The sequence below is a fragment of the Streptomyces sp. NPDC001530 genome, assembly GCF_042894545.1.
Lineage (GTDB): Bacteria > Actinomycetota > Actinomycetes > Streptomycetales > Streptomycetaceae > Streptomyces.
Genome location: NZ_JBIAVS010000033.1, coordinates 24,016 through 49,020, shown reverse-complemented (window position 1 = coordinate 49,020; position 25,005 = coordinate 24,016). Strand labels below are relative to the sequence as shown.

At 71.7% G+C, this 25,005-nt stretch carries 23 protein-coding genes; 12 read left to right on the top strand and 11 right to left on the bottom strand.

What is annotated here, in order from left to right; translation table 11 throughout:
- Nucleotides 1–25: 25 nt before the first annotated feature.
- Nucleotides 26–712, bottom strand: coding sequence for a GntR family transcriptional regulator (locus ACFY0T_RS44475; protein WP_388884282.1), 687 nt, complete (start codon nucleotides 710–712; stop codon nucleotides 26–28).
- 279 nt (nucleotides 713–991) lie between these two features.
- Here ACFY0T_RS44475 and ACFY0T_RS44470 point away from each other — a divergent pair, with 279 nt between their 5' ends.
- Entirely contained in the window at nucleotides 992–2,476 is a 1,485-nt protein-coding gene (locus ACFY0T_RS44470; RefSeq protein ID WP_388884244.1) for an NCS1 family nucleobase:cation symporter-1, read from the top strand.
- 2 nt (nucleotides 2,477–2,478) lie between these two features.
- Entirely contained in the window at nucleotides 2,479–3,216 is a 738-nt protein-coding gene (locus ACFY0T_RS44465; protein ID WP_388884243.1) for an aspartate/glutamate racemase family protein, read from the top strand.
- A gap of 182 nt (nucleotides 3,217–3,398) precedes the next feature.
- Here the strand turns inward: ACFY0T_RS44465 and ACFY0T_RS44460 are convergent, their stop codons facing one another.
- Nucleotides 3,399–3,836: a RidA family protein gene (locus tag ACFY0T_RS44460; RefSeq protein ID WP_388884242.1), complete on the bottom strand. Its 438-nt coding sequence runs from the start codon at nucleotides 3,834–3,836 to the stop codon at nucleotides 3,399–3,401.
- Nucleotides 3,837–4,175: 339 nt separating this feature from the next.
- A complete protein-coding gene (locus tag ACFY0T_RS44455; RefSeq protein WP_388884241.1) occupies nucleotides 4,176–4,868 on the bottom strand; it encodes a hypothetical protein in 693 nt (230 codons plus the stop codon).
- Between the two features lie 286 nt (nucleotides 4,869–5,154).
- Between ACFY0T_RS44455 and ACFY0T_RS44450 the strand changes: the two genes are divergently transcribed.
- The 3 genes from ACFY0T_RS44450 to ACFY0T_RS44440 all read left to right on the top strand — a co-directional run bounded on the left by ACFY0T_RS44450 (nucleotide 5,155) and on the right by ACFY0T_RS44440 (nucleotide 8,949).
- Nucleotides 5,155–5,538, top strand: coding sequence for a hypothetical protein (locus ACFY0T_RS44450; RefSeq protein WP_388884240.1), 384 nt, complete (start codon nucleotides 5,155–5,157; stop codon nucleotides 5,536–5,538).
- A gap of 234 nt (nucleotides 5,539–5,772) precedes the next feature.
- Entirely contained in the window at nucleotides 5,773–6,504 is a 732-nt protein-coding gene (locus ACFY0T_RS44445) for a hypothetical protein (protein WP_388884239.1), read from the top strand.
- A 573-nt stretch (nucleotides 6,505–7,077) separates the two neighbouring features.
- Nucleotides 7,078–8,949 carry an FUSC family protein gene (locus ACFY0T_RS44440; protein WP_388884238.1) on the top strand — a complete coding sequence of 624 codons (1,872 nt, stop codon included), beginning with the start codon at nucleotides 7,078–7,080 and terminating at the stop codon, nucleotides 8,947–8,949.
- Nucleotides 8,950–8,951: 2 nt separating this feature from the next.
- Here ACFY0T_RS44440 and ACFY0T_RS44435 read toward each other — a convergent pair whose 3' ends face one another.
- Nucleotides 8,952–9,905, bottom strand: a complete 954-nt coding sequence (locus tag ACFY0T_RS44435; RefSeq protein ID WP_388884237.1) for an endonuclease/exonuclease/phosphatase family protein — start codon at nucleotides 9,903–9,905, stop codon at nucleotides 8,952–8,954.
- A 158-nt stretch (nucleotides 9,906–10,063) separates the two neighbouring features.
- On the opposite strand from ACFY0T_RS44435, the gene ACFY0T_RS44430 reads away from it, so the two are divergent.
- The 4 genes from ACFY0T_RS44430 (at nucleotide 10,064) to ACFY0T_RS44415 (ending at nucleotide 13,704) form a co-directional block, all read left to right on the top strand.
- Nucleotides 10,064–11,407 carry an amidohydrolase gene (locus ACFY0T_RS44430; RefSeq protein WP_388884236.1) on the top strand — a complete coding sequence of 448 codons (1,344 nt, stop codon included), beginning with the start codon at nucleotides 10,064–10,066 and terminating at the stop codon, nucleotides 11,405–11,407.
- Between the two features lie 24 nt (nucleotides 11,408–11,431).
- Nucleotides 11,432–12,595, top strand: a complete 1,164-nt coding sequence (locus ACFY0T_RS44425) for a cytochrome P450 (RefSeq protein WP_388884235.1) — start codon at nucleotides 11,432–11,434, stop codon at nucleotides 12,593–12,595.
- A 104-nt stretch (nucleotides 12,596–12,699) separates the two neighbouring features.
- Nucleotides 12,700–13,386 carry a DUF899 domain-containing protein gene (locus tag ACFY0T_RS44420; RefSeq protein ID WP_388884234.1) on the top strand — a complete coding sequence of 229 codons (687 nt, stop codon included), beginning with the start codon at nucleotides 12,700–12,702 and terminating at the stop codon, nucleotides 13,384–13,386.
- A gap of 144 nt (nucleotides 13,387–13,530) precedes the next feature.
- Complete coding sequence (locus tag ACFY0T_RS44415) at nucleotides 13,531–13,704, top strand: hypothetical protein (RefSeq protein ID WP_388884233.1); 174 nt, start codon at nucleotides 13,531–13,533, stop codon at nucleotides 13,702–13,704.
- 35 nt (nucleotides 13,705–13,739) lie between these two features.
- On the opposite strand, the gene ACFY0T_RS44410 is transcribed toward ACFY0T_RS44415, so the two are convergent.
- The 3 genes from ACFY0T_RS44410 to ACFY0T_RS44400 form a co-directional block, all read right to left on the bottom strand.
- Nucleotides 13,740–15,602 (bottom strand): ABC transporter ATP-binding protein, encoded by a 1,863-nt coding sequence (locus tag ACFY0T_RS44410; RefSeq protein ID WP_388884281.1) that lies wholly within the window; start codon nucleotides 15,600–15,602, stop codon nucleotides 13,740–13,742.
- Between the two features lie 270 nt (nucleotides 15,603–15,872).
- Entirely contained in the window at nucleotides 15,873–16,238 is a 366-nt protein-coding gene (locus ACFY0T_RS44405; protein WP_388884280.1) for a hypothetical protein, read from the bottom strand.
- A 77-nt stretch (nucleotides 16,239–16,315) separates the two neighbouring features.
- Entirely contained in the window at nucleotides 16,316–16,984 is a 669-nt protein-coding gene (locus tag ACFY0T_RS44400) for an ATP-binding protein (protein ID WP_388884232.1), read from the bottom strand.
- Nucleotides 16,985–17,172: 188 nt separating this feature from the next.
- Between ACFY0T_RS44400 and ACFY0T_RS44395 the strand changes: the two genes are divergently transcribed.
- The 3 genes from ACFY0T_RS44395 (at nucleotide 17,173) to ACFY0T_RS44385 (ending at nucleotide 19,185) form a co-directional block, all read left to right on the top strand.
- Nucleotides 17,173–18,033, top strand: a complete 861-nt coding sequence (locus ACFY0T_RS44395) for a helix-turn-helix domain-containing protein (RefSeq protein ID WP_388884231.1) — start codon at nucleotides 17,173–17,175, stop codon at nucleotides 18,031–18,033.
- Nucleotides 18,034–18,297, top strand: coding sequence for a DUF397 domain-containing protein (locus tag ACFY0T_RS44390; RefSeq protein WP_388884230.1), 264 nt, complete (start codon nucleotides 18,034–18,036; stop codon nucleotides 18,295–18,297).
- Nucleotides 18,298–18,381: 84 nt separating this feature from the next.
- On the top strand, nucleotides 18,382–19,185 hold the full coding sequence (locus tag ACFY0T_RS44385; protein ID WP_388884229.1) for an SAM-dependent methyltransferase: 804 nt from the start codon (nucleotides 18,382–18,384) through the stop codon (nucleotides 19,183–19,185).
- A gap of 93 nt (nucleotides 19,186–19,278) precedes the next feature.
- On the opposite strand, the gene ACFY0T_RS44380 is transcribed toward ACFY0T_RS44385, so the two are convergent.
- From ACFY0T_RS44380 to ACFY0T_RS44365, 4 genes are all read right to left on the bottom strand, one after another.
- A complete protein-coding gene (locus ACFY0T_RS44380) occupies nucleotides 19,279–20,001 on the bottom strand; it encodes a dual specificity protein phosphatase family protein (RefSeq protein ID WP_388884228.1) in 723 nt (240 codons plus the stop codon).
- Nucleotides 20,002–20,087: 86 nt separating this feature from the next.
- Nucleotides 20,088–20,984, bottom strand: a complete 897-nt coding sequence (locus ACFY0T_RS44375; protein WP_388884227.1) for a hypothetical protein — start codon at nucleotides 20,982–20,984, stop codon at nucleotides 20,088–20,090.
- Nucleotides 20,981–23,140: a PEP/pyruvate-binding domain-containing protein gene (locus ACFY0T_RS44370; RefSeq protein ID WP_388884226.1), complete on the bottom strand. Its 2,160-nt coding sequence runs from the start codon at nucleotides 23,138–23,140 to the stop codon at nucleotides 20,981–20,983. The genes ACFY0T_RS44375 and ACFY0T_RS44370 overlap by 4 nt, the downstream gene beginning before the upstream one ends.
- A 441-nt stretch (nucleotides 23,141–23,581) precedes the next feature.
- Nucleotides 23,582–24,997, bottom strand: coding sequence for a PLP-dependent aminotransferase family protein (locus tag ACFY0T_RS44365; protein ID WP_388884225.1), 1,416 nt, complete (start codon nucleotides 24,995–24,997; stop codon nucleotides 23,582–23,584).
- Nucleotides 24,998–25,005 lie beyond the last annotated feature (8 nt).

Here is a 25,005-nt window from a genome sequence, read left to right as displayed (position 1 = left end):
GCAAGTACGCGCCCCGCTCACGGAGTTACGCGTCCCCGAAGAGGTGCCGCACCGTCGACCGGTAGTTGGCCTGGACGTGCGCGAGCGCGTGCGCGCGGGCCCGCTCGGGGTCGCCGGACGCGATGGACTCGTACAATTCGCGGTGTTCGGTGAGGAGTTGGGGCCACTCCTCGTTCTGCCGGGTGAGCCAGCGCAGTCGGCCGTCGACCGGTTCCATGACGGAGATCAGCAGACTGTTGCCCGCCATGGCCAGGATGCGGTCGTGGAAGCGGGTGTTGATGTCGGTGATCGCCTCCGCGTCGTCGGCGTGGGTCGCGGCCGCCGCGCGGTCGAGCAACTCCTCCAGTTCCGCGAGGGCTTCCGGTGTGACGCGGGACGCGGCGAGCCCGGCCGCGTAGACCTCAAGGGCCTCGCGTAGTTCGAAGAGTTCCTTGACGTCGGTCGGAGTCAGACGGCGTACGACGGTCCGGCGCGGCGTCTCGAAGAGCACGAACCCCTCGGCGACCAGCGCGCGGATCGCCTCGCGGACCGGAACCCGGGAGACCCCGAAGCGCTCGGCCAGCTCGCGCTCGACCAGGCGGTCGCCGGGGCGCAGCCGCCCGGCGATGATCTCCTGCCGCAGGGTCGCCAGGACGCGCTGGCGCACGGCGCCCAGCGGTTCCCGGTCCGCGCTCGCCGGTTCCCGGTCACTGCTTGCTGGTTCCTGGTCCATGCTCGCCGCTTCCCGGTCACCGCTTGCTGGTTCCCCGTCCATGCTCGCCGGTTCACGCTCCGCGCCCGCAGGTTCCCGTTCGGCGCCCTGGGGTTCGATCTTCGTCATGGGGCCATCTTCGCCGACTCGGGGGGTGTTTTACGGAGCCGTAACTTCACGGACATCGGTCAGGACGGTTGACGGCGAGACCATGAGGGCAGTTTGGTATACCAAACGTCCCCTGCAGGGTCGTCCCCCACACTGAATGCAGTCCTCCGCTCCCTCGCCCATGGAGGCCCCGTGTCCCTCGCCGACCGTGCCGAAGCCACCGGCGCACCAGCGTTCGTCCCCGACCCCCGGCTCACCAACGAAGACCTCGCGCCCGCCGAGAAGCGCAACTGGAAGGTCTTCGACCTCTTCGCCATGTGGATGTCCGACGTCCACAACCTCGGCAACTACACGTTCGCCGCAGGTCTGTTGGTCCTCGGCATGAACGTCTGGCAGATCTTCACCTCGCTGCTCGTCGGCTTCGTGATCATCTACGGCGGCATGAACCTGATGGGCCGCATCGGGCAGCGCACCGGTGTGCCCTTCCCCGTCGTCAGCCGCATCAGCTTCGGCGTCTGGGGCGCCAATATCCCTGCGCTGATCAGGGCGATCATCGCCATCATGTGGTACGGCATCCAGACCTATCTGGCGTCGGTCGCGGTCAACGTCATGCTGCTCGCGGCCTGGCCGGGCCTGGAGTCGTGGACCCACCACTCCTTCCTCGGTCTGGACGCGCTCGGCTGGACGTCGTTCCTCGCGCTGTGGCTGATCCAGGCGATGATCATCAGCCAGGGCATGGAGTCGGTCCGCAAGTTCCAGGACTTCTGCGGCCCGGCCATCTGGCTCGTGATGATCGCGCTGGCCATCTGGGTCCTCGCCAAGGCCGGCTGGACCATCTCGCTCACCTCGACTCCGCACCCCGTCTCCGCGGGCGAGCAGTGGCGCCAGTGGTTCGGCGCGGTCGGGCTCATCCTCGCCACCTACGGCACGCTGATGCTCAACTTCTGCGACTTCTCGCGCTTCGCGCCCAGCTACAAGACGGTCAAGCGCGGCAACTTCTGGGGCCTGCCCATCAACTCCACCGCCTTCGTGATCGTGTCGGTCATCGTCACGGCCGGCTCCATCGAGGCGTTCGGCGAGGCCATCACCGACCCGGCGCTGCTCGTCGCCAAGGTCGGCAACACCTGGGTGCTGATCCTCGGCGCCCTGACCTTCGCCATCGCCACCATGGGCGTCAACATCGTCGCCAACTTCGTCTCCCCGGCGTACGACCTCGCCAACGTCTGGCCGCAGAAGATCACCTTCAAGGTCGGCGGCATGATCAGCACGGTCGCCGCACTCGTCGTGACCCCCTGGAACCTCTTCTCCAACCCCACCGTCGTCAACTACTTCCTCGGCGGCCTCGGCGCCTTCCTGGGCCCGCTCTTCGGCGTGATCATGCTCGACTACTACTGGGTCAAGCGCGGCCGCGTCGACGTCGAGCAGCTCTTCAACGCCCAGCCGGGATCGCGGTACTACTACCGCAAGGGCGTCAACCCCAAGGCCCTGTGGGCGTTCCTGCCCTCGGCGGCCGTCGCCGCGGTCCTCGCCCTGGTGAAGGACTTCAGCGACGTCGCCCCGTACTCCTGGTTCATCGGGACGGCGCTGGCCGCCGGACTGTACGCGGTGCTGTGCCGCGCGGAGCGTGCCGCCGTCGAGCCGGCTCCCGTCCCCGCCTCCGCAGTCGTGGAGGGCTGAGCGTGCGGATCGTCGTCACCAACTGCAATACGACGCAGGAGATGACCGAGGAGATCGTACGAGGTGCCCGGGCCGCCGCAGGCCCGGGCACCACCGTGCTCGGACTCACCCCTTCCTGGGGACCCGAGTCCGCGGAGGGCTGGCTCGACAGCTATCTCTCGGCGGCGGCCGTCCTCGACACCCTGCGGACGTACGAGGGGCCGTACGACGCCGTGGTCATGGCCGGGTTCGGGGAACACGGGCGCGAGGGAGCGCGGGAGCTGGTGGACGTACCGGTCGTCGACATCACCGAGGCGGCGGCTCACCTCGCATGCCTCCTCGGCCGTCGATACGGCGTCGTCACCACCCTGGAACGCTCGCGCGGCCAGATCGAGGACAGCCTCCACGCGGCCGGAGTCGCCCAGAACTGCGCCGCCGTCGTCGGCACCGGCCTCGGCGTCCTCGACCTGGGCGATCCCCAGCGCACCGAGGAGGCCTTCGTGACCGCCGCCGAGCGCGCCCGGGAGGCCGGGGCCGAGGTACTGGTCCTCGGCTGCGCCGGGATGACGGGGCTCCAGCGGGCGGTGGGGGAGAAGCTGGGGCTGCCCGTCGTCGACGGGGTCGCCGCGGCGGTCAAGCTCGCCGAATCGCTGGTGTCGCTGGGGCTGACGACGAGTCGGGCGGGGGGTTATGCGCGGCCGTTGCCCAAGCGGCGGACGTGGGGGTCACCGGGGAGTGGGGGCTTGCCTTCGGCAGGGTGATCTTGGGGGTGGACCGAGGGAGGACGTGGGTTGGTTGGGGCGGGCGGCGAAGGTACGCCCCCGAGGGCCGGAGTAGCCGACGTGCGCCCCTGGGAGGGGCCAGGGTGGCCGACGTACGCCTCGAGGCCCTGGGGTAGCCGGCGTACCACCCCCAGGGAGGGGCCGGGTGGTCGACGTAAGCCCTAGGGGCGGTCCGGCTCGGCCACGGGCTCAGCCACGGGCTCGGGTATGACGGCGGTTGCCGTGATCTCCACGAGCTGCCCGGTGTACCCGAGGCAGGCCACCCCGAGCAGCGTCGACGAGTGCGGGCCGATGCTGAGCCCGGAGGCCTCGACGACGTCCCAGACCGCGGACAGCACCGTCGGCTCACTGCCGACGACGTACACATCGGTCGACACGACGTGCGCCATGTCGCTGCCGACCGCCCGCAGTTGCTCGTCGAGGTTGGCCAGCACCTGCTCGGCCTGCCGTACGGGATCGCCCTCGCCGACTATCTTCCCGTCGGCGTCGAGCGGCACGGACCCGGCGAGGAACGCCAGCTTGGTCCCCGCCTCCACGACGGACGCATGGGAGTAGACGGGCGGGGTGAAGAGACTGGGGACGGTGACGCGCTGGACCATGGGGGCTCCTGGGGTCTTCGACTTGGGGCCGGGCTTGAGCTGGCCAAGCACCGGATTTTCGGCCTGTACTGGATCGGCCTGTACTGGACCGGCCGGGTTCGGACCGGCTTGGTCTCGACCGGCTGGGGCTCGACCGTCGACCGGCGTGGGCCTTCGTTGTCTTCGGGGGCAACCTGCCGATGATGCGGGTGGGGTGACAGGCCCCGCATCTGAATTTCGCACCGAGCAGGCCGGGCACCGCGCCGGTTTGGTCGGATGCACGGTCGAACTGACGCAGGGACGCAGGGACGCACGGACGCACGGAGGCACGGACGCACGGAGGCACGCCCCAAGATCGCCTCACCACGGTGGTGGACCAAGCCCTTGCTCACGCAGTTGCCTTGTGCACTCCTGCGCCAGGGCTAGGTATGCCTCGGCGATAGCCGCGTAGGTCCGTCGCCGGAGCAGCGCCGCGGCCTCGGCGCGCTCGGTGGAACGCTCGGGTCCGGGCAGTCTGTCGAGGAGTCGGTCGTAGTGGGTGAGCCGATGACACAGGTAGTCGACCTTCCAGAGGTCGAGAGAGGCGCGACCCGTGCACTCGCCGGCGCCGGCGTTGGTGTCGGTGTCGGTGTCGGTGTCGGCCTGCGCCGGTGCGCGGCGCCCCCGTTCCATCTCCCGCCGGGCCCGGTGCTCCACGGCCCGAAGCGCCAGCTTGCCCGGGTCGAGGTGCGGCACCTCGATCGGCTCGACTCTGATCTGCTCCAGAACTGCCTCGCGCCGTCGCGCGATCTCGGCCCGCACCGCCTCCGACCCCCGCACTTCCCTCGGCCGGCGCACCGCAGTCTCCGCCACCGCCCGGAACTCCTCACTCCGCTCGGCGGCCTCGACCCGTTCGGCGCGGTAGAGCCGGGTGTACGGCGCGGACCTGAACCGCGGATTGACGCCGAGCCGATCCGGCGGCCCCAGCAGCCGATGCACTATCGCACCGCTCCACCCACGCACCCGCAGCCCGGCCAAGGACACGTACCTCTGCCCGTCTTCCTCATAACCCATCGCTGCTACCTCCCCCGTAGCCACCAGTCGTGACGCTCTGTGACGACACTCCCCAATTAATAGCGCGCGCCACTGACAATCGGCGCGGGCCGAGCGAACGGGGGCGGAGCGAACGGGGCCGGAGGGGGAGGGCGACAGATCGACGGTGGATATTGACTCGACACCCCGCCACCCCACCCCCATCCTCACCCCATGCGCATCAAGAACCTGCGGCTGGGACGTTTTACCGGCGCGGACTTCTAGCCGGGCCACGCCGGAAATTCCGGCGGCCCCGCGGAGGTCCGTCATGTCCCGCACCGTCCACCACGTCCCGATCCGGCACCGCGCCACGCCGGCCTACTGGTCATCAGACCTGCCAGGCCCTGTCACCGCCCACGCCCTCACCGAACTCCGCTACAGCGGGGAGGAGTTGACCAGTGCCCTCCGCGAGGGCCGTCGCCCTACCCCCGCACCACTCGTCCGCGCCTTCGCCGCGTACACCTACCCGCGCGCCCTGAACGAACATGTCCGCACCCCGTACGAAGCCACGGCTCGCGCCGACCTGCGCACCTTCCGCACGACCGCCCGCAAACTCCTCCGCGCCGCACCCCCGAGCGCCCTCCTCGACGCGGCCGAAGACCTGGACCACCCGCCGACCCGCCACCGGCACCGCAACCTGTGGGAATGCTGACCTACGCCCCACGGTGACCGGGCTACGGTTGAACACGGACGACGAGAAGCTCCTCGCCCACGTGGTCGATCGCCTCGCCGCCCTCCCCGGCGTCCGGGCCGCAGGCCTCTGAGAGACGAACGGAGATCACAGCAGCCGACACCACCGATTCCCCCGTCGTGAGCGGTCCTCGGTCCGGATGTTCCGCGAATAATCCTTCGAGTCATGCCAGTTGGCGCTGCTACCGTCTCCGACGTGGCGAAACTCAATCAGATCATCGCAGTCGAGAAGGGCATCAAGTCCAAGTCTCATCAGGACCTGACGTCGGCTCATCATGGGCTGCAGAAGCCGGCCTTGCTGGCCGGTATCTCGCGGACGTATCAGCCCAAGGACGAGGAGGGCGAGCAGTTGCCGCCCGAGTCGACTCGGGTGCAGGTGAAGGCCGAGGACGTGTTGCGGGAGACCGCGGCGACGCTGACGCGGCTGTTCGATGTGACCGCCACCAAGGACTGGGCCAACTGCACGGCGCGGGCGGATGTGAAGGTGGACGGGCGGGTGCTCGTCGCCGAGGTTCCCGTGTCGTATCTGCTCTTCCTCGAAAAGCAGCTCACCGATCTCAACACTTTCGTGCGGAAGTTGCCGGTTCTCGACGCCTCCGAGTCCTGGGTGCAGGACCCGTCCACCGATGCCTGGAAAACCGAGCCCGTGCGGACGCTGCGTACGAAGAAAGTGCCGCGGAATCACGTCAAGGCCGAGGCGACCGACAAGCATCCGGCCCAGGTCGAGGTGTATTACGAGGACATTCCCGTGGGGTACTGGACGACCGTGAAGTTCTCCGGCGCCTTGCCCGCGCGACGCGTCAATGAACTCCTCGACCGCGTCGAGAAGTTGCAGCAGGCCGTCAAGTTCGCCCGGGAAGAGGCGAATGGCGTGGATGTCGTCGACCAGCGGGTGGGCGATGCTGTGTTCGGCTACCTGTTTGGGTAGCCTCTAGATCTCCCCGGCCACCACGCACCAGGGCCGGGGTGCGCGAGGAGCGCAAGCTGAAGCTGAAGCTTGTCGTGATGGAGCGGCCAGGACTCAGAGCCGGCCGCGATCAATCTCAGACTCTTGCTCCAGACTCAGTATTCGCCGCCGATCGCCGGATCGACCGGGCCCAGGCCCCGGCGCGCCGAAATGCTGGTTCAAGTCCAGTCCGCGCAGCTCGATGCGTGGTGGTCCAAAGGCAGGACGCGGCGACATAACGACTGACCTGGGTTCTCAAGCGTGCCGGCGTGTGACATGGGTGGCATCACAGGGTCCGGGGGCCGGCTACGCCCTCGGGCCCGCTCCGCGTTCAGCAACCATCACGGGCCCATCCGGCCTCATCCGCGCCCATCGGGCCCGCCCCGCCCGATTGCGTTCATAAAGAACGCGGCATCCTCGCCAAGCGTCACATCGTGGAAACGTCCAGGTCCCATTTTCTCCAGCAACGCGATCTACCGTAGGTACGACAACAGCCCGGCCGACGTCGCCCGAAGGCATCCCGCCCGCCCTCGTCCGACAGGAGCCCAGAGCCCCGTGCCACTCCCCAGCGTCGCCGTACCGCCCTGGCTCGCCCATGCCCTGCGCGCGCAGCGCGGGCCCGTTCCCTGGAGTGCCGTCGTACGGGGTGCCCTGGCCGCTGGGCCCCTGCTGCTCGCGGCCGTGCTGGCCGGGCGTACCTCCCTCGGAGTCGTCGCCGCGCTCGGTGCCATGCTCGCCGGGATCAACGACCGGCCGGGGAGTCGGCGAGCCGCCGTCAAGAGGCTCGGGGTGCCTGCCCTCGCCGGGGCCTGTGGACTGCTCGCCGGGTCGTACGCCGGACAGCAGACAGGCGCCGTCACCCTCACCTTCCTCCTCACCGGGCTCGGGCTCGTCGCCGGAGCCGTCAGTGCCATCGGGCCCGTCGCCTCCGGGGCCGGGACGCAGTTGCTGGTCGCCTCGGCCATCGGGGCCGGGATGCCGCTGCCCGAGCCCGGGTGGCAGCGTGCGCTCTTCTTTCTGGGTGGGGCCGGGTGGCTGCTGGTGCTGCGGCTTGCGCTGCCGACTTCCGGGGTCGCCGCCGGGGATTACCGGTTCGACGGGGAGCGGGACGCCGTCGGGGCCGTGTACGGGGCGATCGCCGCGTTGCTGGAAGCGGCTGGTGGACCGCACGCGACCGGGCGGCGCGTCGCGCTGACCGCCGCGCTCGACCACGCGCAGGACGCGCTCGCCGGGCCCCGGCTGCGGCGGTACGCCAGTTCCGCGGCCGAGCGGCGGCTGCACGTGCAGTACGCCGCCGCGCTGCCGCTCGCCGAGGCCGCGACCGCGCTCGCCTGGGCGGGCGAGGCGGTGCCCGCGCGGGCCGCCGAGGGGCCGCGGCGGCTCGCCGACGCCGTCCGCACCGGCACCCACACCGGGCCGCTGCCCGCGCCCGCCCGGTCCGCCCCCGCCCTGCGCGCGCTCGACGACGCGCTGCTGCACGCCGCCGACGCCTTCGACCGGGGTGGTGCCGCCGACACCCTGCACACCCGGCGTCGTACCGCCGACTCCCTTGTGCGCACCGCGTTCGGTTCCGGTGGGCGCGAGTACGGGCTCCGGGTCGCCCTCTGCTTCGGCGCCAGCGCGGCCGTGGCGCAGGCCCTGCATCACGCCCGCTGGTACGGGAGCCACTCCCACTGGTACTGGCTCCCCGCGACCGCCGTCTTCCTCGTCAAGCCCGATCTCGGGCCGCTCGCCTCGCGTGTGCTGTGCCGGGCGGCGGGGACCGTGCTCGGCGCGGTCGTCTTCGCGGGGCTCGCGGCCCTGCTGCCCCGGCCGGAAGGACTCATCGCCCTGGTGGCGGTCAGCGGCGCCCTGATCCCGGTCGCCACACGGCACTTCGCCGCGCAGACCGCCGTCGTCACCGTCCTCGTGCTCGCCCTCGTGATGGTGGGAGGGGAGCCGCAGGCCTCCTGGAGCCGGATCGGGGAGACGCTGCTGGCCTGCGCGATCGTGCTGCTCGTCGGGCATCTGCCGACGCTCGGGCAGCGCGGCGGGACGGTCCGGGCACGGCTCCTCCGTGCCACGGAGGCGGCGGACGCCTATCTCGCGCATGTGCTGAGCGACGGCACGACGGACGACCGGGCCGGCCGGTGGGTCCTGCGCCGCGAGGCCTACCGCGCACTGGCCGAGGCCCGCGCCGCGATCGACCTCGCCGCCGCCGAACTCCCCGCCCTCGCACGGCACGCCGAGGGTACGGACGAGGTCGCGGCCACCCTCGAACGGCTCGTGGACACGACCACCGCGTGCGCCGTCCAGCTCGACGACACCGGGCGGCTCACGCCTCACCACACCGAGCGGATCGCCGCACTCCTCGACGAGCTGGCCGAACGCCGGGAGCGGGCGGGGCTGTTGATGCCCAAGGCGCGCCAACTCCCCATAGCCGTGTGACCTTACGGCTGCACCCGCGCCCACACCGGCGCATGGTCCGACCCCGCCTCCCCGCGCCGCGCCGCAGGATCCGCGCCGACCGACGGCAGCGTCGGCTGCTCCGTGCCGGGCAGCCCCGTACCCGCGGCGGTGACACGGTGGACCAGGCGATGGCTGACCAGGATGTGGTCGATCAGTTCGCGGCGCCCGGAGTTGATGCGGGAGTAGCGCTGGTCGGCCGGGATGAGCGGGGCGACGTCCCACAGGCGCATCTCGTCGCCCGCGTCGGGACGGTCGTACCCGGGTGTGCCGATCTCGGAGCCGGGCGGGCCGAGCAGGATCTGCGTAGTCGCGGCCTGCACCTCGTCGTTGAGGTCGCCGAGCACCGCCACGTCGCGGGTGCGGCCCTCGCCGGCCAAGAGCTCGTCGGCCAGTGCGCGCAGCGCCGTGGCCTCGGCGGCCCGCCGGTACAGGGCGTACGCGCCGTAGCGGGCCCGCTCGCCCTCGTCGCGCGGCTGGAAGCGTCCGCCGGGGTACGACAGCAGCTTCGACTTCAGGTGGCAGACCGCCACCCTGAGGGTCAGGGCCCGGGTGGATATCTCCACGGCCAGGAAGCCGCGGCCCGCGCGCGCCACGGTGGCACCGCTGTCGTCGGCCTGCACGGGGCGCAGCGGCCCGGGGAAGGCGTTCGTATCGGCGAGCACCTGTGGCACCACCCGGCTGAGGAAGCCGACCCTGATCCCCCGGTCGTCCGGACGGCCCGAGAGCGTCACCTTCCAGCCGCCGTCCAGCATTCCGGCCAGGTCCTCCAGGGCCGCCGGATCGCCGACCTCCTGCACGCCGAGCAGCGTCGGGTCGAGTTCGGTGATCACGGCGGCCAGGGCGGCGAGCTTCGTCTCGTACGCGGCCTTGTCCTTGGGCCCGAAGGGGCCGCCGGGCCGGTACAGGTTCTCCAGGTTCCAGGTGCCGAGGAGCATGCCGGCTCCTTCCAGAAGGCGCGCTGAGGCGCACTGAGGCGGGCTGACGTGGACGGTGGTGACGCCAGGGTGCCCGCGCATCCGCCGCGGCGACAGGGCTCGGACGGGATGCGCGGTTCAGGTCCCCCGGCGGCACGACACCGTCGTACGGTGACGCAATGACGCAGTCTCCCGCTGATCTCATCATCACCGGATGCACCGCCCTCGTGCATGACGATCACGAGGAGATCGGGTTCGTCGAGAACGCCTCGATCGTCGTACGAGGCGGCGTCATCGAGGCGATCACCGACGACGTGCGCGGTCTGGAGACCGTCGAGCGCATCGACGCCCGCGGCCACGTGGCGATGCCCGGCCTCATCAACTGCCACACCCACTCGCCGATGGTCGCCCTGCGTGGCATCGCCGAGGACCTGCCCGTCGAGGAGTGGTTCAACGACTACATCTGGCCCATCGAGTCCAACCTCACCGAAAAGGACGTGGAGTTGGGTGCGCGGCTCGCCTGCGCGGAGATGATCCGCGGCGGGGTCACGTGCTTCGCCGACCACTACTTCTCCATGGACACCGTCGCCGCCGTGGCGGCCGAGAGCGGGCTGCGCGCCCACCTCGGCGAGGCCTTCTTCTCGTCCCAGGGTGCCGAAGGGCGGGAAAAGTCACTGGAGTTCGCGCTGCGGCACCGGGGTTCCGCCGACGGACGCATCACCACCGCGCTCGCCCCGCACGCCCCCTACACCGTGGACGACGCCGACCTCGCCGCGACCGCCGCACTCGCCCGCGAGCACGGCCTTCCCGTGCACCTCCACGCCTCCGAGAGCCGCGGGCAGACCGACCACAGCCTGGCCCGGCACGGCCGCACGCCGATCGAGATCCTGGAGCGCACCGGGCTCCTCGACACCGAACTCCTCATCGCGCACGGCACCGGCATCATCGACCGCGACCTGCCCGTACTGGAGCGCGCGACGGCCCCAGTCGCCGTCGCGACCGCACCCCGCGGGTACTTGAAGTTCGCCTGGGGCCCGACACCGGTACGAGCCCTGCGCGAGATCGGCGTCCCCGTCGGGCTCGCCACGGACGGAGCGGCCTCGAACAACTCCCTGGACGTGTGGGAGTCCATGGCGCTCACCTCGCTCGTGCAGAAGTCGAGCGAGGGCGATCCACGCTGGCTGACGTCCCGTCAAGCACTGCACCACGCAACACTCCAGAGCGCACGCGCCGTCGGGCTGGGGGAGCGGATCGGCAGTCTCGCGCCGGGGCGGCGGGCCGACATCATCCTGGTCGATCTCACGGGGCCGCACACCCAGCCGGTGCACGACCTCGCGGCCACGCTGGTGCACAGCGCCCGCTCCAGTGACGTACGGACGACGATCGTCGACGGGCGGGTGCTGATGCGGGACCGGCAGCTTCTCACCCTCGATCTGCCGTCCACGACAAGGGAGTTGGCCGAGCGGCTGCCCGCACTCGCCGACCGCGGCCATGGCCGGCGGATCCAGGAGTACGACACGTGATCCACCGTGCCTAAGGTGGAGGCCATGGACCCCGCCGAAGGCCTCATCGACCACCCGTACGCCGTCTACGACCGCCTCCGCGACACCGCGCCCGTCCACCGGATCGCCGGCCCCGACGGCAACCCGGCCTGGCTGGTCACGCGGTACGACGACGTACGCGAAGCCCTCGCGAACCCCCGGCTCTCTCTGCACAAGAGGCATGCGCTGCCCGGGAGTTACCAGGGCTTCGCCCTTCCGCCGGCCCTCGACGCCAACCTTCTGAACATGGACCCGCCCGACCACACCCGCATCCGGCGCCTCGTCGGTCGGGCCTTCACGCCGCGCCGTGTCGAGCAACTGCGGGTGCCCGTACGGGAGACCGCCGACCGACTCCTCGACGCGCTCGGCCCGCACGGCCGTACGGATCTGATCGCCTCGTACGCCGCGCCTCTGCCGATCGCCGTCATCTGCGACCTGCTCGGCGTTCCGGACGAGCACCGGCGGGACTTCCGGGCCTGGACCGACGCGCTCGTCGCACCCGACCCGGCGCGCCCCGGGGCGGCGAAGGAGGCGATCGTGGCGATGCTCGGGTTCTTCACCGGGCTCCTCACGGCCAAGCGCGAGAAGCCCGCGGACGATCTGCTCTCCGACCTGATCGCGATACGTGACGAGGACGACGACCGGCTCACCGAGGACGAGTTGATGTCGCTCGCCTTCCTCATCCTCTTCGCCGGCTACGAGAACACGGTGCAGCTCATCGGAAACGCCGTCCTGGGGCTGCTCACCCACCCCGGCCGGCTGACCGATCCCGCACAACTCCCCGCCGCTATCGAGGAGTTCGCGCGCTTCGAGGGTCCCGCGCTGCTCGCCATCCGGCGCTTCCCCGTCGAGGACGTGACGATCGGCGGGGTCGTCGTGCCCGCGGGCGAGACCGTCCTGCTGTCCCTGTCCGCCGCCAACCGCGACCCGCGCCGCTTCCCCGACCCCGAGCGCCTCGACCTCGACCGGGACGCCTCCGGCCATCTCGCGCTCGGCCACGGCATCCACTACTGCCTCGGCGGGCCGCTGGCCCGTCTGGAGACGGAGATCGCCCTGGCCGCCCTCCTGGAACGCCTCCCGGACCTCGCACTCGACGCCGACCCGGCCGAGCTGCGGTGGCGGCCCTCCCTGCGCGCCCGCGGCCTGCTCGCGCTTCCCGTGACGTACTGAGATGTTCTGGTGAGGTACTGAGAGAAAATCTCGGCGATAAGCCGATGAGTTCTGCTTCTGCGGCCGGTCACCACACACAAGGCACCGATCCGTAGGAGGAGCACATGACGCTTCCGCAGATCGTCTCGCGCGAGCAGTGGCGTGCCGCGCGCGAGGAACTGCTGGTCAAGGAGAAGGCCGCCACGCGCGCGCGTGACGCGCTCAACGCGGAGCGGCGCGCGCTGCCGATGGTCGAGATCGACAAGGAGTACGTGTTCGAGGGCGGCGACGGGAAGGCGACGCTGCTCGACCTCTTCGCGGGGCGGCACCAACTCGTCGTCTACTACTTCATGTTCGCGCCGGAGTGGGACGCGGGCTGCCGCAACTGCTCGGCGTTCCTCGACCAGATCGGGCACCTCGCGCATCTGCGCGCCCGCGGGACCGAGTTCGCCGCCGTGTCCCGGGCTCCCTACACGAAGATCCTGCCCTTCAAGGCGCGCATGGGCTGGACGGTGCCGTGGTACTCGTCGTACGACAGCGACTTCACCTACGACTTCCAGGCGTCCTTCGCGGGCGAGGAGCCATACGAGCGTCCGGGGGTGAGCTGCTTCCTGCGCGACCGCGACCGGGTCTTCCACACCTACTCCACGTACGAACGCGGTCTCGACGGGCTCGGCTCCACGACCACCTTCCTGGACCTCACGGCTCTCGGGAGGCAGGAGGAGTGGGAGGAGCCCAAGGGGCGCGCGTCCTCGCTGGGGGCGCCCGCGGGCAGCGAGCGCATCCGTTACCACGACGAGTACGAGGACTGACACGGTAGGTAAGCGGGAGGAGAGGTACCTCACACCGGAGCGGCGGCCAAGTGTCGACTACGTCTCAGTACCGTCACTACGCGAGCCGTTCACCCCATCCTGGGCGTTTAACTCTTCGAGTACAGCGCGAGACGGAGGTGCAGGGTGAACGGGCGAACGGTGCTGGAGCGCTTTCCCGCCGGTGGGCCGCGTGGTTCATGGCCCGCGGAGGAGTTCGCACAGGCGCGCCGCCAGGAGGGCCAGGCCGCGGAGGTCGTCATGGACCTCGCCACGGACGCGTTCCTGGTGGTCGTACGAGGTGCCGACGCCGTCGAGTGACCGCGTCGGGTGTCGCCGTACGCCGTTGAGCGCGGTCAACCTGCCTTCGGCGCGGGCACCTTCGTCGTGAACTGCTCGGCCTGCAGTGAGTACAGCTCCGCGTAGACGCCGCCCGTGGCGAGGAGTTCGTCCGGACTCCCGGACTCCACGAGGCGGCCCTGGTCGAGGACGTGCACGAGATCGGCGTGGCGTACGGACGCCAGCCGGTGCGTGATGAGGATGACCGTCTGGCCGGTGCCCGCCAGGGCCCTGATCTTCTCGAAGACCTCCAGCTCGGCCCGGGCGTCCAGCGCCGCCGTCGGTTCGTCCACGATCAGGATGGCGCCGCGCCGGTATGCGGCCCGCGCGATGCCGAGACGCTGCCACTGCCCGCCCGACAGCTCGTGACCGCCGCTGAAGCCGCGGGCGAGGAGGGTGTCCAGGCCGCGTGGGAGGTCCGCCACCACGTCCTCCGCCCCGGCCTCGGCGACCGACGCGGCGAGCCGCTCGTCCGTCAGTGGAGCCGAGGCGCGGCCGACCGCGACGTTGACGCGGGCGGTGAACGGCCACCGTTTGAAGTCCTGGGCCACCATCGCGATGCGCTCGGCGAGTTGCTGCCGGTCCGCGGTCGCCGCGTCGACGTCGTCCCACAGGATCCGGCCGCTCTCGGGCGCGTACAGTCCGGCGAGCAGCTTCACCAGGGTCGTCTTGCCTGATCCGTTCTCGCCGACGAGCGCCACGATCTTGCCGAGCGGCACCGTGAGGGTGACGTCCGCGAGCGCGGGCCGGGTCGATGTGCCCGGATAGGTGAACGTGACGTTCTCGAAGCGGATTTCCCGCGGATCGTCGGGGAGCGGATCGCCGCCGACAGGGATCGCGCGCTCGGCGGCCTCGACGTACAGGCGCTGCAAGTCACCGACGAACAGGGCTTCCTCGTGCAGGGAGTTGACCTCCAGGACGAGCGTGTCGAGGCTTGCGGAGCCGGTGCGGATCGCGATCACGGCCGTGCCGGCGACGGAGAGCGCCATCGCACCGCCGAGCAGCAGCCCGCCGAGCGTCGCGTACGTCGCCACGGTGGCAAGTCCCGTCCAGGCGGCGGCGATCAGACCGGTACGGGCCGAGAGCCGGGCGAGCCGCGCCTGTTCCGCCTCGGCGGTCTCCGACATCGAGCGGAAGTGGCGTAACAGGAACGGCCCCACGCCGTGCACACGGATCTCCGGAGCCGCGGCGGGCTCGGTGAGCAGGCTGCTGATCAGATGCCCGGCGCGGGCGTGCTGCACCCAGGTGTGGAACGACTCGTAGCGGCGCCGGGCGATCGTCAGCGCGCTCCAGGCGCTCGGCAGCGTCATCGTCACGAGCAGCGGCAGCAGCGCGGGGTGCAGCACCGTCAGGACGCCCGCCGCCGCGCACAGCGAGATCATCGCGTTCACGACCCGGGTGGCGATGGTGATCATGCGCCGGGCGGACTGGGCGCCGTACTGCGCGGTGTCCAGCAGCTTGTGGAAGGCGTCGTCCTCGATCGCGGCCAGCTCGACGGCGGCCGCCCGCTCCAGGTACAGCTCGGTCGCCACCCTCTCCACCTTCGGCTCCAGGCGCCCGGTGGCGTATGTCGACGCGGCCCGCAGCAGTGCGGCGACCAGCATCACCGCGGCGACCGTGACCAGCGCGGGGAGCGCGCCGCGCAGCCGGTCCTCGACCGGGCCGCTCGTCATCAGCCGCCCCAGGACGCTGTTGACCGCCAGCAGGCTGACCGCCTGGGCTCCGCCGCGGGCCAGTTCGGCGGCCAGCACGATACGGGCGGCGCGGCGGTCCGCCTTCCAGGCGAGTCCGAAGCTGGACGCGAGCAGCGAGGGCAGCCGCGTCACCATCGCCCGGAAGTTCAACTCCAGGAATGCGTCGGCGTGTTGGGACCAGCCCATGTCGTAGCGGAGCGGGCCGCCGAAGAGCAGGTGTTCGGAGTCGGACGGTGGCGGCTTGTCGTCGCCGCGCTGCTGCTTCCCCGCCGTTTTCGTCGCCGTCTTTCCCGCCCTTGTTCCCGCCGATGTCCGCGCGGTCTTCCCCACCATTGGCCTCCCCCGGGAGTGGACGAACGGACCCTTCCCCAGGAACGCAAGGCTCCACCCACGGTGGCAACGGAGTATTGCGGCGACCGGCGCACTTCGGCCACGCCCGCCAGCCCCGCCGGAGGCCTACGCGCTGATCGGACGCGTCCAAACGGGTGTCGTCCCCGTCATCCGGCACACGGCCAGATAGAGGGGGATCGGCGGGGTGTACGGAAGGGTGCCGTCCGGCTTGTGGATGAGCCCGGGGGCGTCGGGCGCGTCCGGTACGAACGCCCCCGTGGCGTAGCGCGCGGGGGCCGGCCAGTCCAGGGCGACGTCGGAGTCGGTGGGCACGATCCACCACCAGTGCGCCCCGTCGGCGTAGACGCAGCCCACGCGGGGCAGCCGCGGCAGCATCAGCGGTCCGAACCGGGCGGGCACCGACACCGCGTCGCAGCCCAGCGGCACGGTCATGCCCTCGGGTACGAGGAGACGCCTCAGCGGCCCCGGCATGCGCTGCCCGCGCTTCAGGCGGACCAGCGTGTCCAGGCTCAGGACCTGCGCTCCAGGCCCCGCCGCCGACGTACTCCTCACACCCTCCCCCCATCTCGGCTCCGCTCGAGCGGGGGGAGGACCCCCAGGCTTCCCGTTCCCCAGGACGCCTCCGTCCCGGCACCCCGGCCGTCGGCCGGTGGTTTCTTCGCGCTCCAGCCCAGGTCCGATCGGGCGTCGGTGTCCGGGGCGAGTCGTCCGTCGGCGTCCGGGCCGAGTCCGGCCCCGGCGCGCTCCAGCTCGGCCCAGACCAGCAGCCCGGGCCCGGTGTCCTGGACCCCCCAGGCCCGGGACACGGCCGCGACGAGGAGCAATCCCCTCCCGTGCTCCTCCTCGGGCCGCTGCGGGGAGGGGTGCGGCTCGCCCGGAGCGCATCCCTGGTCACGTACGGCTATGCGCAGCGCGTCGTCGCGGTCGTGCAGTTCGCACATGACGCGCTCGCCGGCGGCGTGCACGATCGCGTTGGTGACCAGCTCGGAGATGACGAGGGCCGCCGTGTCGCAGGTGTCCTCGCACACCGCCCAGCCGGACAGCCGGGTGCGGGCCAGACGTCTTGCCTGAGCCACGGAGCCCGGGTGTGCGGCCAGCTCGAAGCGGAACCGGCGTTCGGCGGCCGCGCCGGGGCGGAGCCCTGTGGCGGCACGGAGACCGATCCGGTCTTCGGCGGCGTCTGTTCCTAACGGCGCGGACGGAGTCACGCTTGCCACTATCGCCCCGACGTGAACACTTGGCAAGTGTCACTCTGAAAAATGCAGAGTGCCGTGTGACTCCGTGAAGGCGCGTGGCACACTGCTCGCAACAGCACGTCGAGCGGCGCCAGTTGGGACAGTCGACAGGGACGATGAAGACCCGGCACGGCGCCGCCCGCGCTGTCCGGACTCAGTGGAGGTGGGACGTGAGCGAACCGCGGTCCGCGCCGACGGTCGGTCAGGTCGTCCTCGGCCGACGCCTGCTGGACCTGCGGGAACGCGCGGGTCTCAAGCGGGAGGAGGCCGCGCGCATCCTGCGTGTCGCGCCCGCCACGGTCCGCCGTATGGAGATGGCCGAGGTCTCCCTCAAAATTCCCTACCTCCAACTGCTGCTGAAGTCGTACGGCGTCGGTGACGAGGAGGCCGAGGCCTTCGTCCAACTGGCCGAGGAGGCCAACAAACCCGGCTGGTGGCAGCGGTTCCACGACATCCTGCCGGACTGGTTCTCGATGCACGTGAGCCTGGAGGGCGCGGCCGCGCTCATCCGCTCCTACGAACCCCACTTCGTGCCCGGGCTGTTGCAGACCGAGGAGTACGCGCGCGGCGTCCTGAAGGCGGGCGCCATCGGCCAGACCAGACCGGAGGACATCGAGCGACATGTGGCGCTGCGCATGCAACGCCAGGATCTGCTCACTCGTGAGGACGCACCCCGGATCTGGGCCGTGATGGAGGAGACGGCCCTGCGCCGCCCCATCGGTGGTCCCGAGGTGATGCGCGCCCAGATCGACAAACTGCTCCAGGCCACGAAGCTGCCCAACGTGACGCTGCAGGTGATCCCGTTCTCCTCGGGGCCGCACCCCGGCACGTACGGGCCCTTCGTGCTGTTCCGCTTTGCCGTGCCGGAACTCCCGGACATGGTCTACAGCGAGTACCTGACCGGCGCCGTCTATCTGGACGCGCGCTCGGAGGTGGCGACCCACCTCGAGGTCATGGACCGCATGGCGGCTCAGGCCGCTACGGCACATCGCACGAAGGAGATCCTCCGGGATCTCCGCAAGGAGCTGTGAATGGAACGCATCAAGCCGCGGATACGCACCGTGCGCATCTACAACGGAATGCCCGCCCGCGAACTGGGCAGCGAGGGCTGGCTCAAGCCGTGGAGCGGCGGAAACGGCGGCAACTGCCTGGAGGCGATGAAGCTCGCCGACGGGCGCATCGCGGTCCGCCAGTCGGCGGACCCGGACGGCCCCGCCCTCATCTACACGCCCGGCGAGATGACCGCGTTCATCCAGGGGGCGAAGGCGGGGGAGGCGGACTTCCTTCTCTCCTGACCCACTTGTGCTTCCTTTTCCCAACTTCCCTGATTTTGGTGCTGAGTTGATCACTTACCACGTAACGGCCTTATGGAGACGGTCATGACCGGCCAGACCCCCCTCGAGATCGACACGAGCAAGCCCCATCCCGCGCGCATGTACGACTGGTACCTCGGCGGCAAGGACAACTACCCCGTCGACGAGGAGATGGGCCGGCAGATGCTCGCCCTCGACCCGCGGGTGCCGGTGATGGCACGGGTCAATCGCGCCTTCATGCACCGCGCCACGCGGTGGCTGGCCGAGCACGGCGTACGGCAGTTCCTGGACATCGGCACCGGCATCCCGACCGAGCCCAACCTGCACCAGATCGCCCAGGAGATCGCGCCCGACGCACGCGTCGTGTACTGCGACAACGACCCGATCGTGCTGGCCCACGCGGCTGCCTTGCTGCGCGGCACGGAGGACGGAGCGACCGAGTATCTGCAGGCCGACGTGCGGGACCCGGACGCCATCCTCGACGGGGCGAAGAAGATCCTGGACTTCAGTCGGCCCGTGGCGCTCTCCCTCGTCGCGCTGCTGCACTTCATCTCCGACGAGGACGGCGCGCACGCCCTGGTCGAGCGGCTCCTGTCCGAACTGCCCTCCGGCAGCTACCTGATGATCACCCACGCCACCGCCGACTTCACACCGGTGGAGTCGGCGGCGGCGATCGAGAAGCTCAAGGCGGTCGGCGTCACGCTGGCGCTACGCTCCCGCGCCGAGTTCGCCGGCTTCTTCCAGGGCCTCGACCTGGTCGAGCCGGGCATCGAGGTGCCTCATCAGTGGCATCCCGAGCTGGGCGAGCCGGTTCCCGGGCAGGACGACGGGGTCATTCCCGGGTACGGGGCGGTGGGCCGCAAGGCCTGACTGGGGCGGTGGGTCGCAAGGCGCCTGACCGGGGCGGTGGGCCGCGAGGCCTGATCGGGGCGGTGGGGCGCTGGCCGTAGTACTGGGGCGGGGCTACAGCCAAGACCACATGCGCCGTGGGGCGTCCACCAGGCGGCTCACGGCCACCACCGGGAACGGTGGCTGCTCCGCGCGGCCCGGACCGAGGCTCAGCCCGTAGTAGATCTGCTCGATCGACGGCGGTCCGACCGCGAGATTACGCCGGACCGCCGCCGGCGGCGACGCCTGTCCGGTCCGCACGAGATACGCCGCCGCCATCGTCCCCGTACGCCCGACCCCCGCACCGCAGTGCACGAACACCGGCCCCGACGCCTCGCCGACCGCCTGGAGGAAGCGCTCCACCTGGCGGGGTGTCGGAGTCTGTCCGTCACGGATGGGCAGCCGTACGACATCGAGCCCAGCCTCGCGGGGCGCGGCGAGCTGCGCCGCGCTGAGGTCCTCGGCGCGCAGGTCCACGACGGTGGTGAACCCGTGGCGCGCCAGTGCCCGGTACCCGTCGGGCGAGGGCGCGCCGCCGCGCCACAACTTCCCTTCCGTGCCTACTGGTTGGAAGTGGTGAACGCCCCGCACCGCGTACGTTCCCGCGGGCGGCGGGGTCTCCTCGCGGACCCAGTACGACAGCGCCAGGATGCCGAGCGCGCCGGTGGCCCACAGGGCGAGATAGCCGAGGACGAGTCCGGCGAGGGAGCGCAGGACCGTCCGGCGTAATCGTCGGGACGGGTGCGATCGGCCCGTGGGCAGGGTGAGTTGGGGCAGTGGTGCGGAGGCGACAGCCATGGGCGACCCGGGATGCTCGGGGACGAGGGGCGCGTTCGCATCGTAACCCGGGGCGGTGGCAGGGGAGTTCCTTGTGCGCGTACGGCTCAGTCGTCGTCCGCGTCCGCGTCGCCGATGCCGACGACCGTGAGGTGGGCGCGGTCGACGCTGGTGTCCTCCAGGCAGCCGGTCAGCCGCATGCGGTCGTGGTCGGTGAGCGCGGGCCGTACGACACCGGCGAACAGGCCGTCGCCCAGGCTGCCGAGCGTGGCCCGGTTCAGCGGTACGGACGTCGAGTCCCGGCAGCGTTCCCAGAGTTGGTGCGCGGCGAGGGTCTGCCGCTGGTCCGTCATGCCCTTGCCGCGCATGTCGATCTGCACGAGCACGGAGGTCGCCTCGTCGTCGTTCTCGTGCTCCTCGCGGGTCTGGGTGAGTTCGGCGAGCCCGCCCACGAGCGCGGTGAGCAGCACGGCGCCGACGACTCCGACGGCGGCCAGGCGGGTGGTCCGGCCCCGGTCGCGACGCGCGCCGACGGGCGGCAGGTCGTCCAGATCGGCCGTCCCGGCCGGATCGGGCGCGGCCAGGATCGCCAGGCGTCCGGCGAGCCGCCGCTCGGCCGAGGGCCGCGCGGTGGCCGACGCGATCCGCTGGACCAGCCAGGCGAGGCCGGACAGCAGGACGCCGGTGACCATGAGCACGGGCACGAAGACGTATGACCGGCTGCTCGGGTCCTCCAGCCACCGGAACCGGTCGCCCGCCGGCTGCCGCTCCTGCCGCAGCCGGGCCAGTACGTCCTGTTGCCGCCGGTCACTCTCGCGCATCCGCTCCTCGATCCGCGACAGCCGTCCGAGCAGCACGATCCCGAGCAGCATCACCTCGACGACGAGCAGCAGCACCCCGCACAGGATGGCCCGTTGCCACTGCCACCGGTACAGATAGATCACGACGTACGCGCCCGCGCCCGCGGCGGCCGCACCCCCGAAGAGGTACGCGACGCGCCTCATCGGGGCTCCCCCTCCTGTACGTCACCGGTCGTGCCGTCGAGCGTGAGGCGGGAGCCGGGCGGGAATCGGCGTACCGCGTCGGTGGCTCCGGCGACCGTGGGAAGGCCGAACTCCCGGGCCAGCACGGCGAGATGGGAGAGCGGACTGCCGGTCTGGGCGACCAGCCCCGCGAGGCCGGGCAGGAGCGGCGCGAGCGCCGGGTCGAGGGTGCGGACGACGAGGATGGCGTCCGGAGGGCGGGGGCCCGTGCCGTCCCAGGCCGTGCCGGCCGCGCGTCCACCGGCCACGCCCCGTCCGCTCCCGTCCCCGCCCGCTCGTCGTTCGGCGACCACCACGCCGCCGTCCGCCAGCCGGAACGCGTCGGGGAGCGGGGCGGAGACGGCCCGCGGGAGCCGCTCCTTCACGTCGCCCGGCAGCCGTCCGCCCTCCAGCGCCGCGACGAACTCCTCCCACCGCAGCAGCCCCACCCTGCCTGCGTCACTCAGCCCGCCGCGCACGGTCAGCCTGCGCGCTCCCTCGCGCACCAGACGGACCTGTAGCTCCTGCACCCAGCGGATCCGGACGCGGAGGGCTTCGCGTGGCGGGAGGGAGGCAGGACGGCGCGTCTCGGGGAGCGTGGCCACGCGGGACGCGGAACCGTCTTCGTAGGACAGGGAGTTGGGGGTGCGTGTCTCCCCGGGCCGCTCTCCCGGCAGGCGCAGCTCGCCCCGCAGGCTGGGGGGCACGAGCGCCAGCACCACCGGTTCGACGACCGCGACGCGGTCCTCGGGGACGCCGTCGGCACGCGCTTCCGCGAGCGCCGTGAGGGCCGCGCCCGCCGCCGTGGCCGTGCCGTGCGCCGGGAGCAGAGCCCCGGCCAGGGCTTCCTGTGCGTGCAGGGAGACCAGGACCGTACGGGTCCAGCGGAGGGTGGAGACGAGGGCGGGGACGGGGAGTTCGCCGGGCGCCGGGGTCTCGGCGAGGCGACGGTCGACGTCCGCCACCAGGTCCACCGCGAGACCGGGGAGCGCCGCGGTCAGCCGTCCCACCCGCCAGGCCGCGCCGAGCCGGCGGGCGCCCGGCGCCGGGTTGAGGAACGCCAGTCGGCGGTGCACCGGCGGAACGACCCCGAGCAGTCGCAGGTCGGCGGCGGCGCGGCCGCCGACCGCACTGACGACCGGCACCCTCCGCAACTGCCGCCGGGGCGCACTGCCCCCGATGTCGAGCGCGGCGGCGAGCCCTCGGTTCATGGGCGCCAGCCACAGATCCTCCTCCAGCGGCTCCAACTGCCCCGGCAGCGTCTCCGCCACCGGACCCGGCCCGAGCAGCCGTGCCCGGCGCGGGGGCCGTGCCGCCATCGCCGTGATCGGGCGGCTCTGGAACAGCCACAGCCGCCCGCCCTCGTCGAAGCCGAACTCGATGTCCTGGGGGCCGCCGAAGACGCGCTCGGCGTGCCGCGCGAGCCGGGCCAGCCGGCCCAGCTCGGAGGAGGTGAGCGGAGGCTCGTTCGCTGCCGGAGATCCGTGTGGCGCCTCCGTGCGCAGCACCCGCCCCCATCGGCTCAACCAGTAGTTCGTGCCGGGCTGTTCACCACTCACCAGCGTGTCGGGTCCGCCCCGCACCGCGCTCACCAGCATCCGGTCGGTCCGCCCTTCGACGGGATCCGCCCCGAACAGCACGCCACCGACACGGGCCACCAGCATCGGCTGGACGAGCACCGCCATGGGCGCCGTACTGCCGTCGGGGCGGTGCGCGGAGTCGAGGACGGTCCCTATCGCCGTACGGAAGTCGCGCCAGCCGCGTACGTCCAGCACGGAGGCGAACTGGCCCGCGAGGGAGGACTCCTGGGTGTCCTCCTGCGGTGAGGAGGACCTGACGACGAGGGGGCGTGTGCCGCCGTCGGAGAGCTGGTGCCAGGCGCGCCGGAGAGCCGCGGGATCACCGACGTCCTCGTACGGGACCACGAACCCGGGAAGCACCGGCAACCCGGCGCCTGTCGCCCGCGCGAGATGCGCGGCCTTGGAACCCGCGAGGTGGGGCAGTGCGGCCGTGGGCCGGCTCAGCGGGACGGCGCCGAGGCCGCGCGTGGCGAGCGCGCTCCTGCCCCCGGGATCGTCCCCGTCATGCCCACCGTCCTCATGACGTTCCTCTTCATGACGTTCGTCGAGCGTCGTCATCGATCACCCTCCAGGACCGACCGCCAACAGGGGGGACGCGCGGGGGTGGGCCCTGCGCCTGACGGCGGAACGAAGGATGGGGGCGGGTCACTGTCACGACCGGTGCACGGCCGCGACGGCAACACGCCTCCTGTCTTCAATGATCCCACCGCCGTTGTGATCCATGTCAGTTGGAGGTCACTTTCTGGCCAGGGGGCGGGGCGGTCGGTCCGGTGCGGTGGGCGGCATGCGGCATGCGGTGTGCGGTGTGCGGTGTGCGGTGTGCAGCGGTGCGGCCGGGGGCTGTGCGGCCGCCGGCCGTGGGCGACATCGCTTGGGGAGGGGAGCGGCGACGGGCGCGGGCGATATCACCGGGGGATTGGCGACGGGCGTCGGCGACATCGCCCGGGGAAGTGGCGACGGGCGCGAGCTGGATCGCCGGGGAAGTGGCGATGCGCATGGTCAGCCCGGTGGCAGCACCCCGCACAGCGCGTCGAGCGCCGCCCCATAGGCATGCTCCGCGGGCGTCGCATAGCCGACCACCAGCCCGTCCGGCGCGGCCGTCATCGCCTCTGGGTGCCGGAACTCGGCGAGTCCGTCGAGCGCGAGGCCCTGCCAGACCGCCGCCTTGACCGTCGACTGCTCCGTCCCGGGCGGCAGTCGCAGCACCGCGTGCAGCCCGGCCGCTATCCCGGTGACCTCGATGTGCGGCGCCCGCGCGGCGAGCGCGGCGACGAGCCGGTCCCGCCGCCCCCGGTACCGCTGCCGCATGCGCCGCACGTGACGGTCGTACGCCCCGGAGACGATGAAGTCGGCGAGCGCCAGCTGGTCCAACACACTGGCCCACGCCTCCCGTTCGCCCTTGACCGCGAGTACGGCATCGACGTACCGCTCCGGAAGGACCATCCAGCCGAGCCGCAGCGCGGGCGACAGGCTCTTGCTGACCGAGCCGATGTGGATGACCCGCTCCGGGTCCAGACCCTGTAGGGCGCCGACGGGCTTGCGGTCGTAGCGGAACTCCCCGTCGTAGTCGTCCTCCAGAATCACCCCTCCACGCGCGCGTGCCCAGTCGATCACGGCGGCCCGCCGCTCGGGATGCAGCGGCCCACCGGTCGGGAACTGGTGCGCGGGCGTGAGCAGCACGGCCCGCTCCCGGCCCAACTCGCCCACCTGGGCGCCGCCTTCGTCCAGCGGCAGCGGAACGGTCCGTACGGACGCGGCCGACAGCAACTCGCGGTGGAAGCCGAGGCCGTACGACTCGACGGCCAGTGGGCCCCGTAGGACATGGGGGAAGAGCAGCCGCAGGGCATGCGCGAAGCCGGAGCAGATCACGATCCGTCCGGGCTCCGTACGCACCCCACGCGCGCGTGCCACGTACTCCGCGAGCGCCTCCCGCAGCTCGACCCGCCCCGCCGGATCGCCGGGCCCGAAGGCCTCGTTGGGCGCCTGCTGGAGGGCCCGGCGGTACGACGCGAGCCAGGCGGCGCGCGGGAACGACGACGCGTCCGGTGTGCCCTGCCGCAGGTTGTGCCGGGGGCGACGCGCGCGTGGAGGTGCCTTTTTGGGTACGCGCGCGGGGGCGCCCGGCAGCGCCGCGCGCTCGGCGACCCGCGTACCCGAACCCTGCCGGGCGGTCAGCCAGCCCTCGGCGACGAGTTCGGCGTACGCGTCGGCGACGGTGTTGCGCGCGACGCCCAGGTCGGCGGCGAGCGAGCGGTACGGGGGCAGCCGGGTGCCCGGCGCGAGCCTGCCGCCGCGCACGGCCTCGCGCAGCGCGCGGATCAGCGCGGCCCGCCGCCCGCCCGAACCCGACAACTCCAGCTCCAGGTGCAGATCGGCGCCGATCCGCTGCGCAGAATTGACCCATGATTCCGCCATGGAAATGC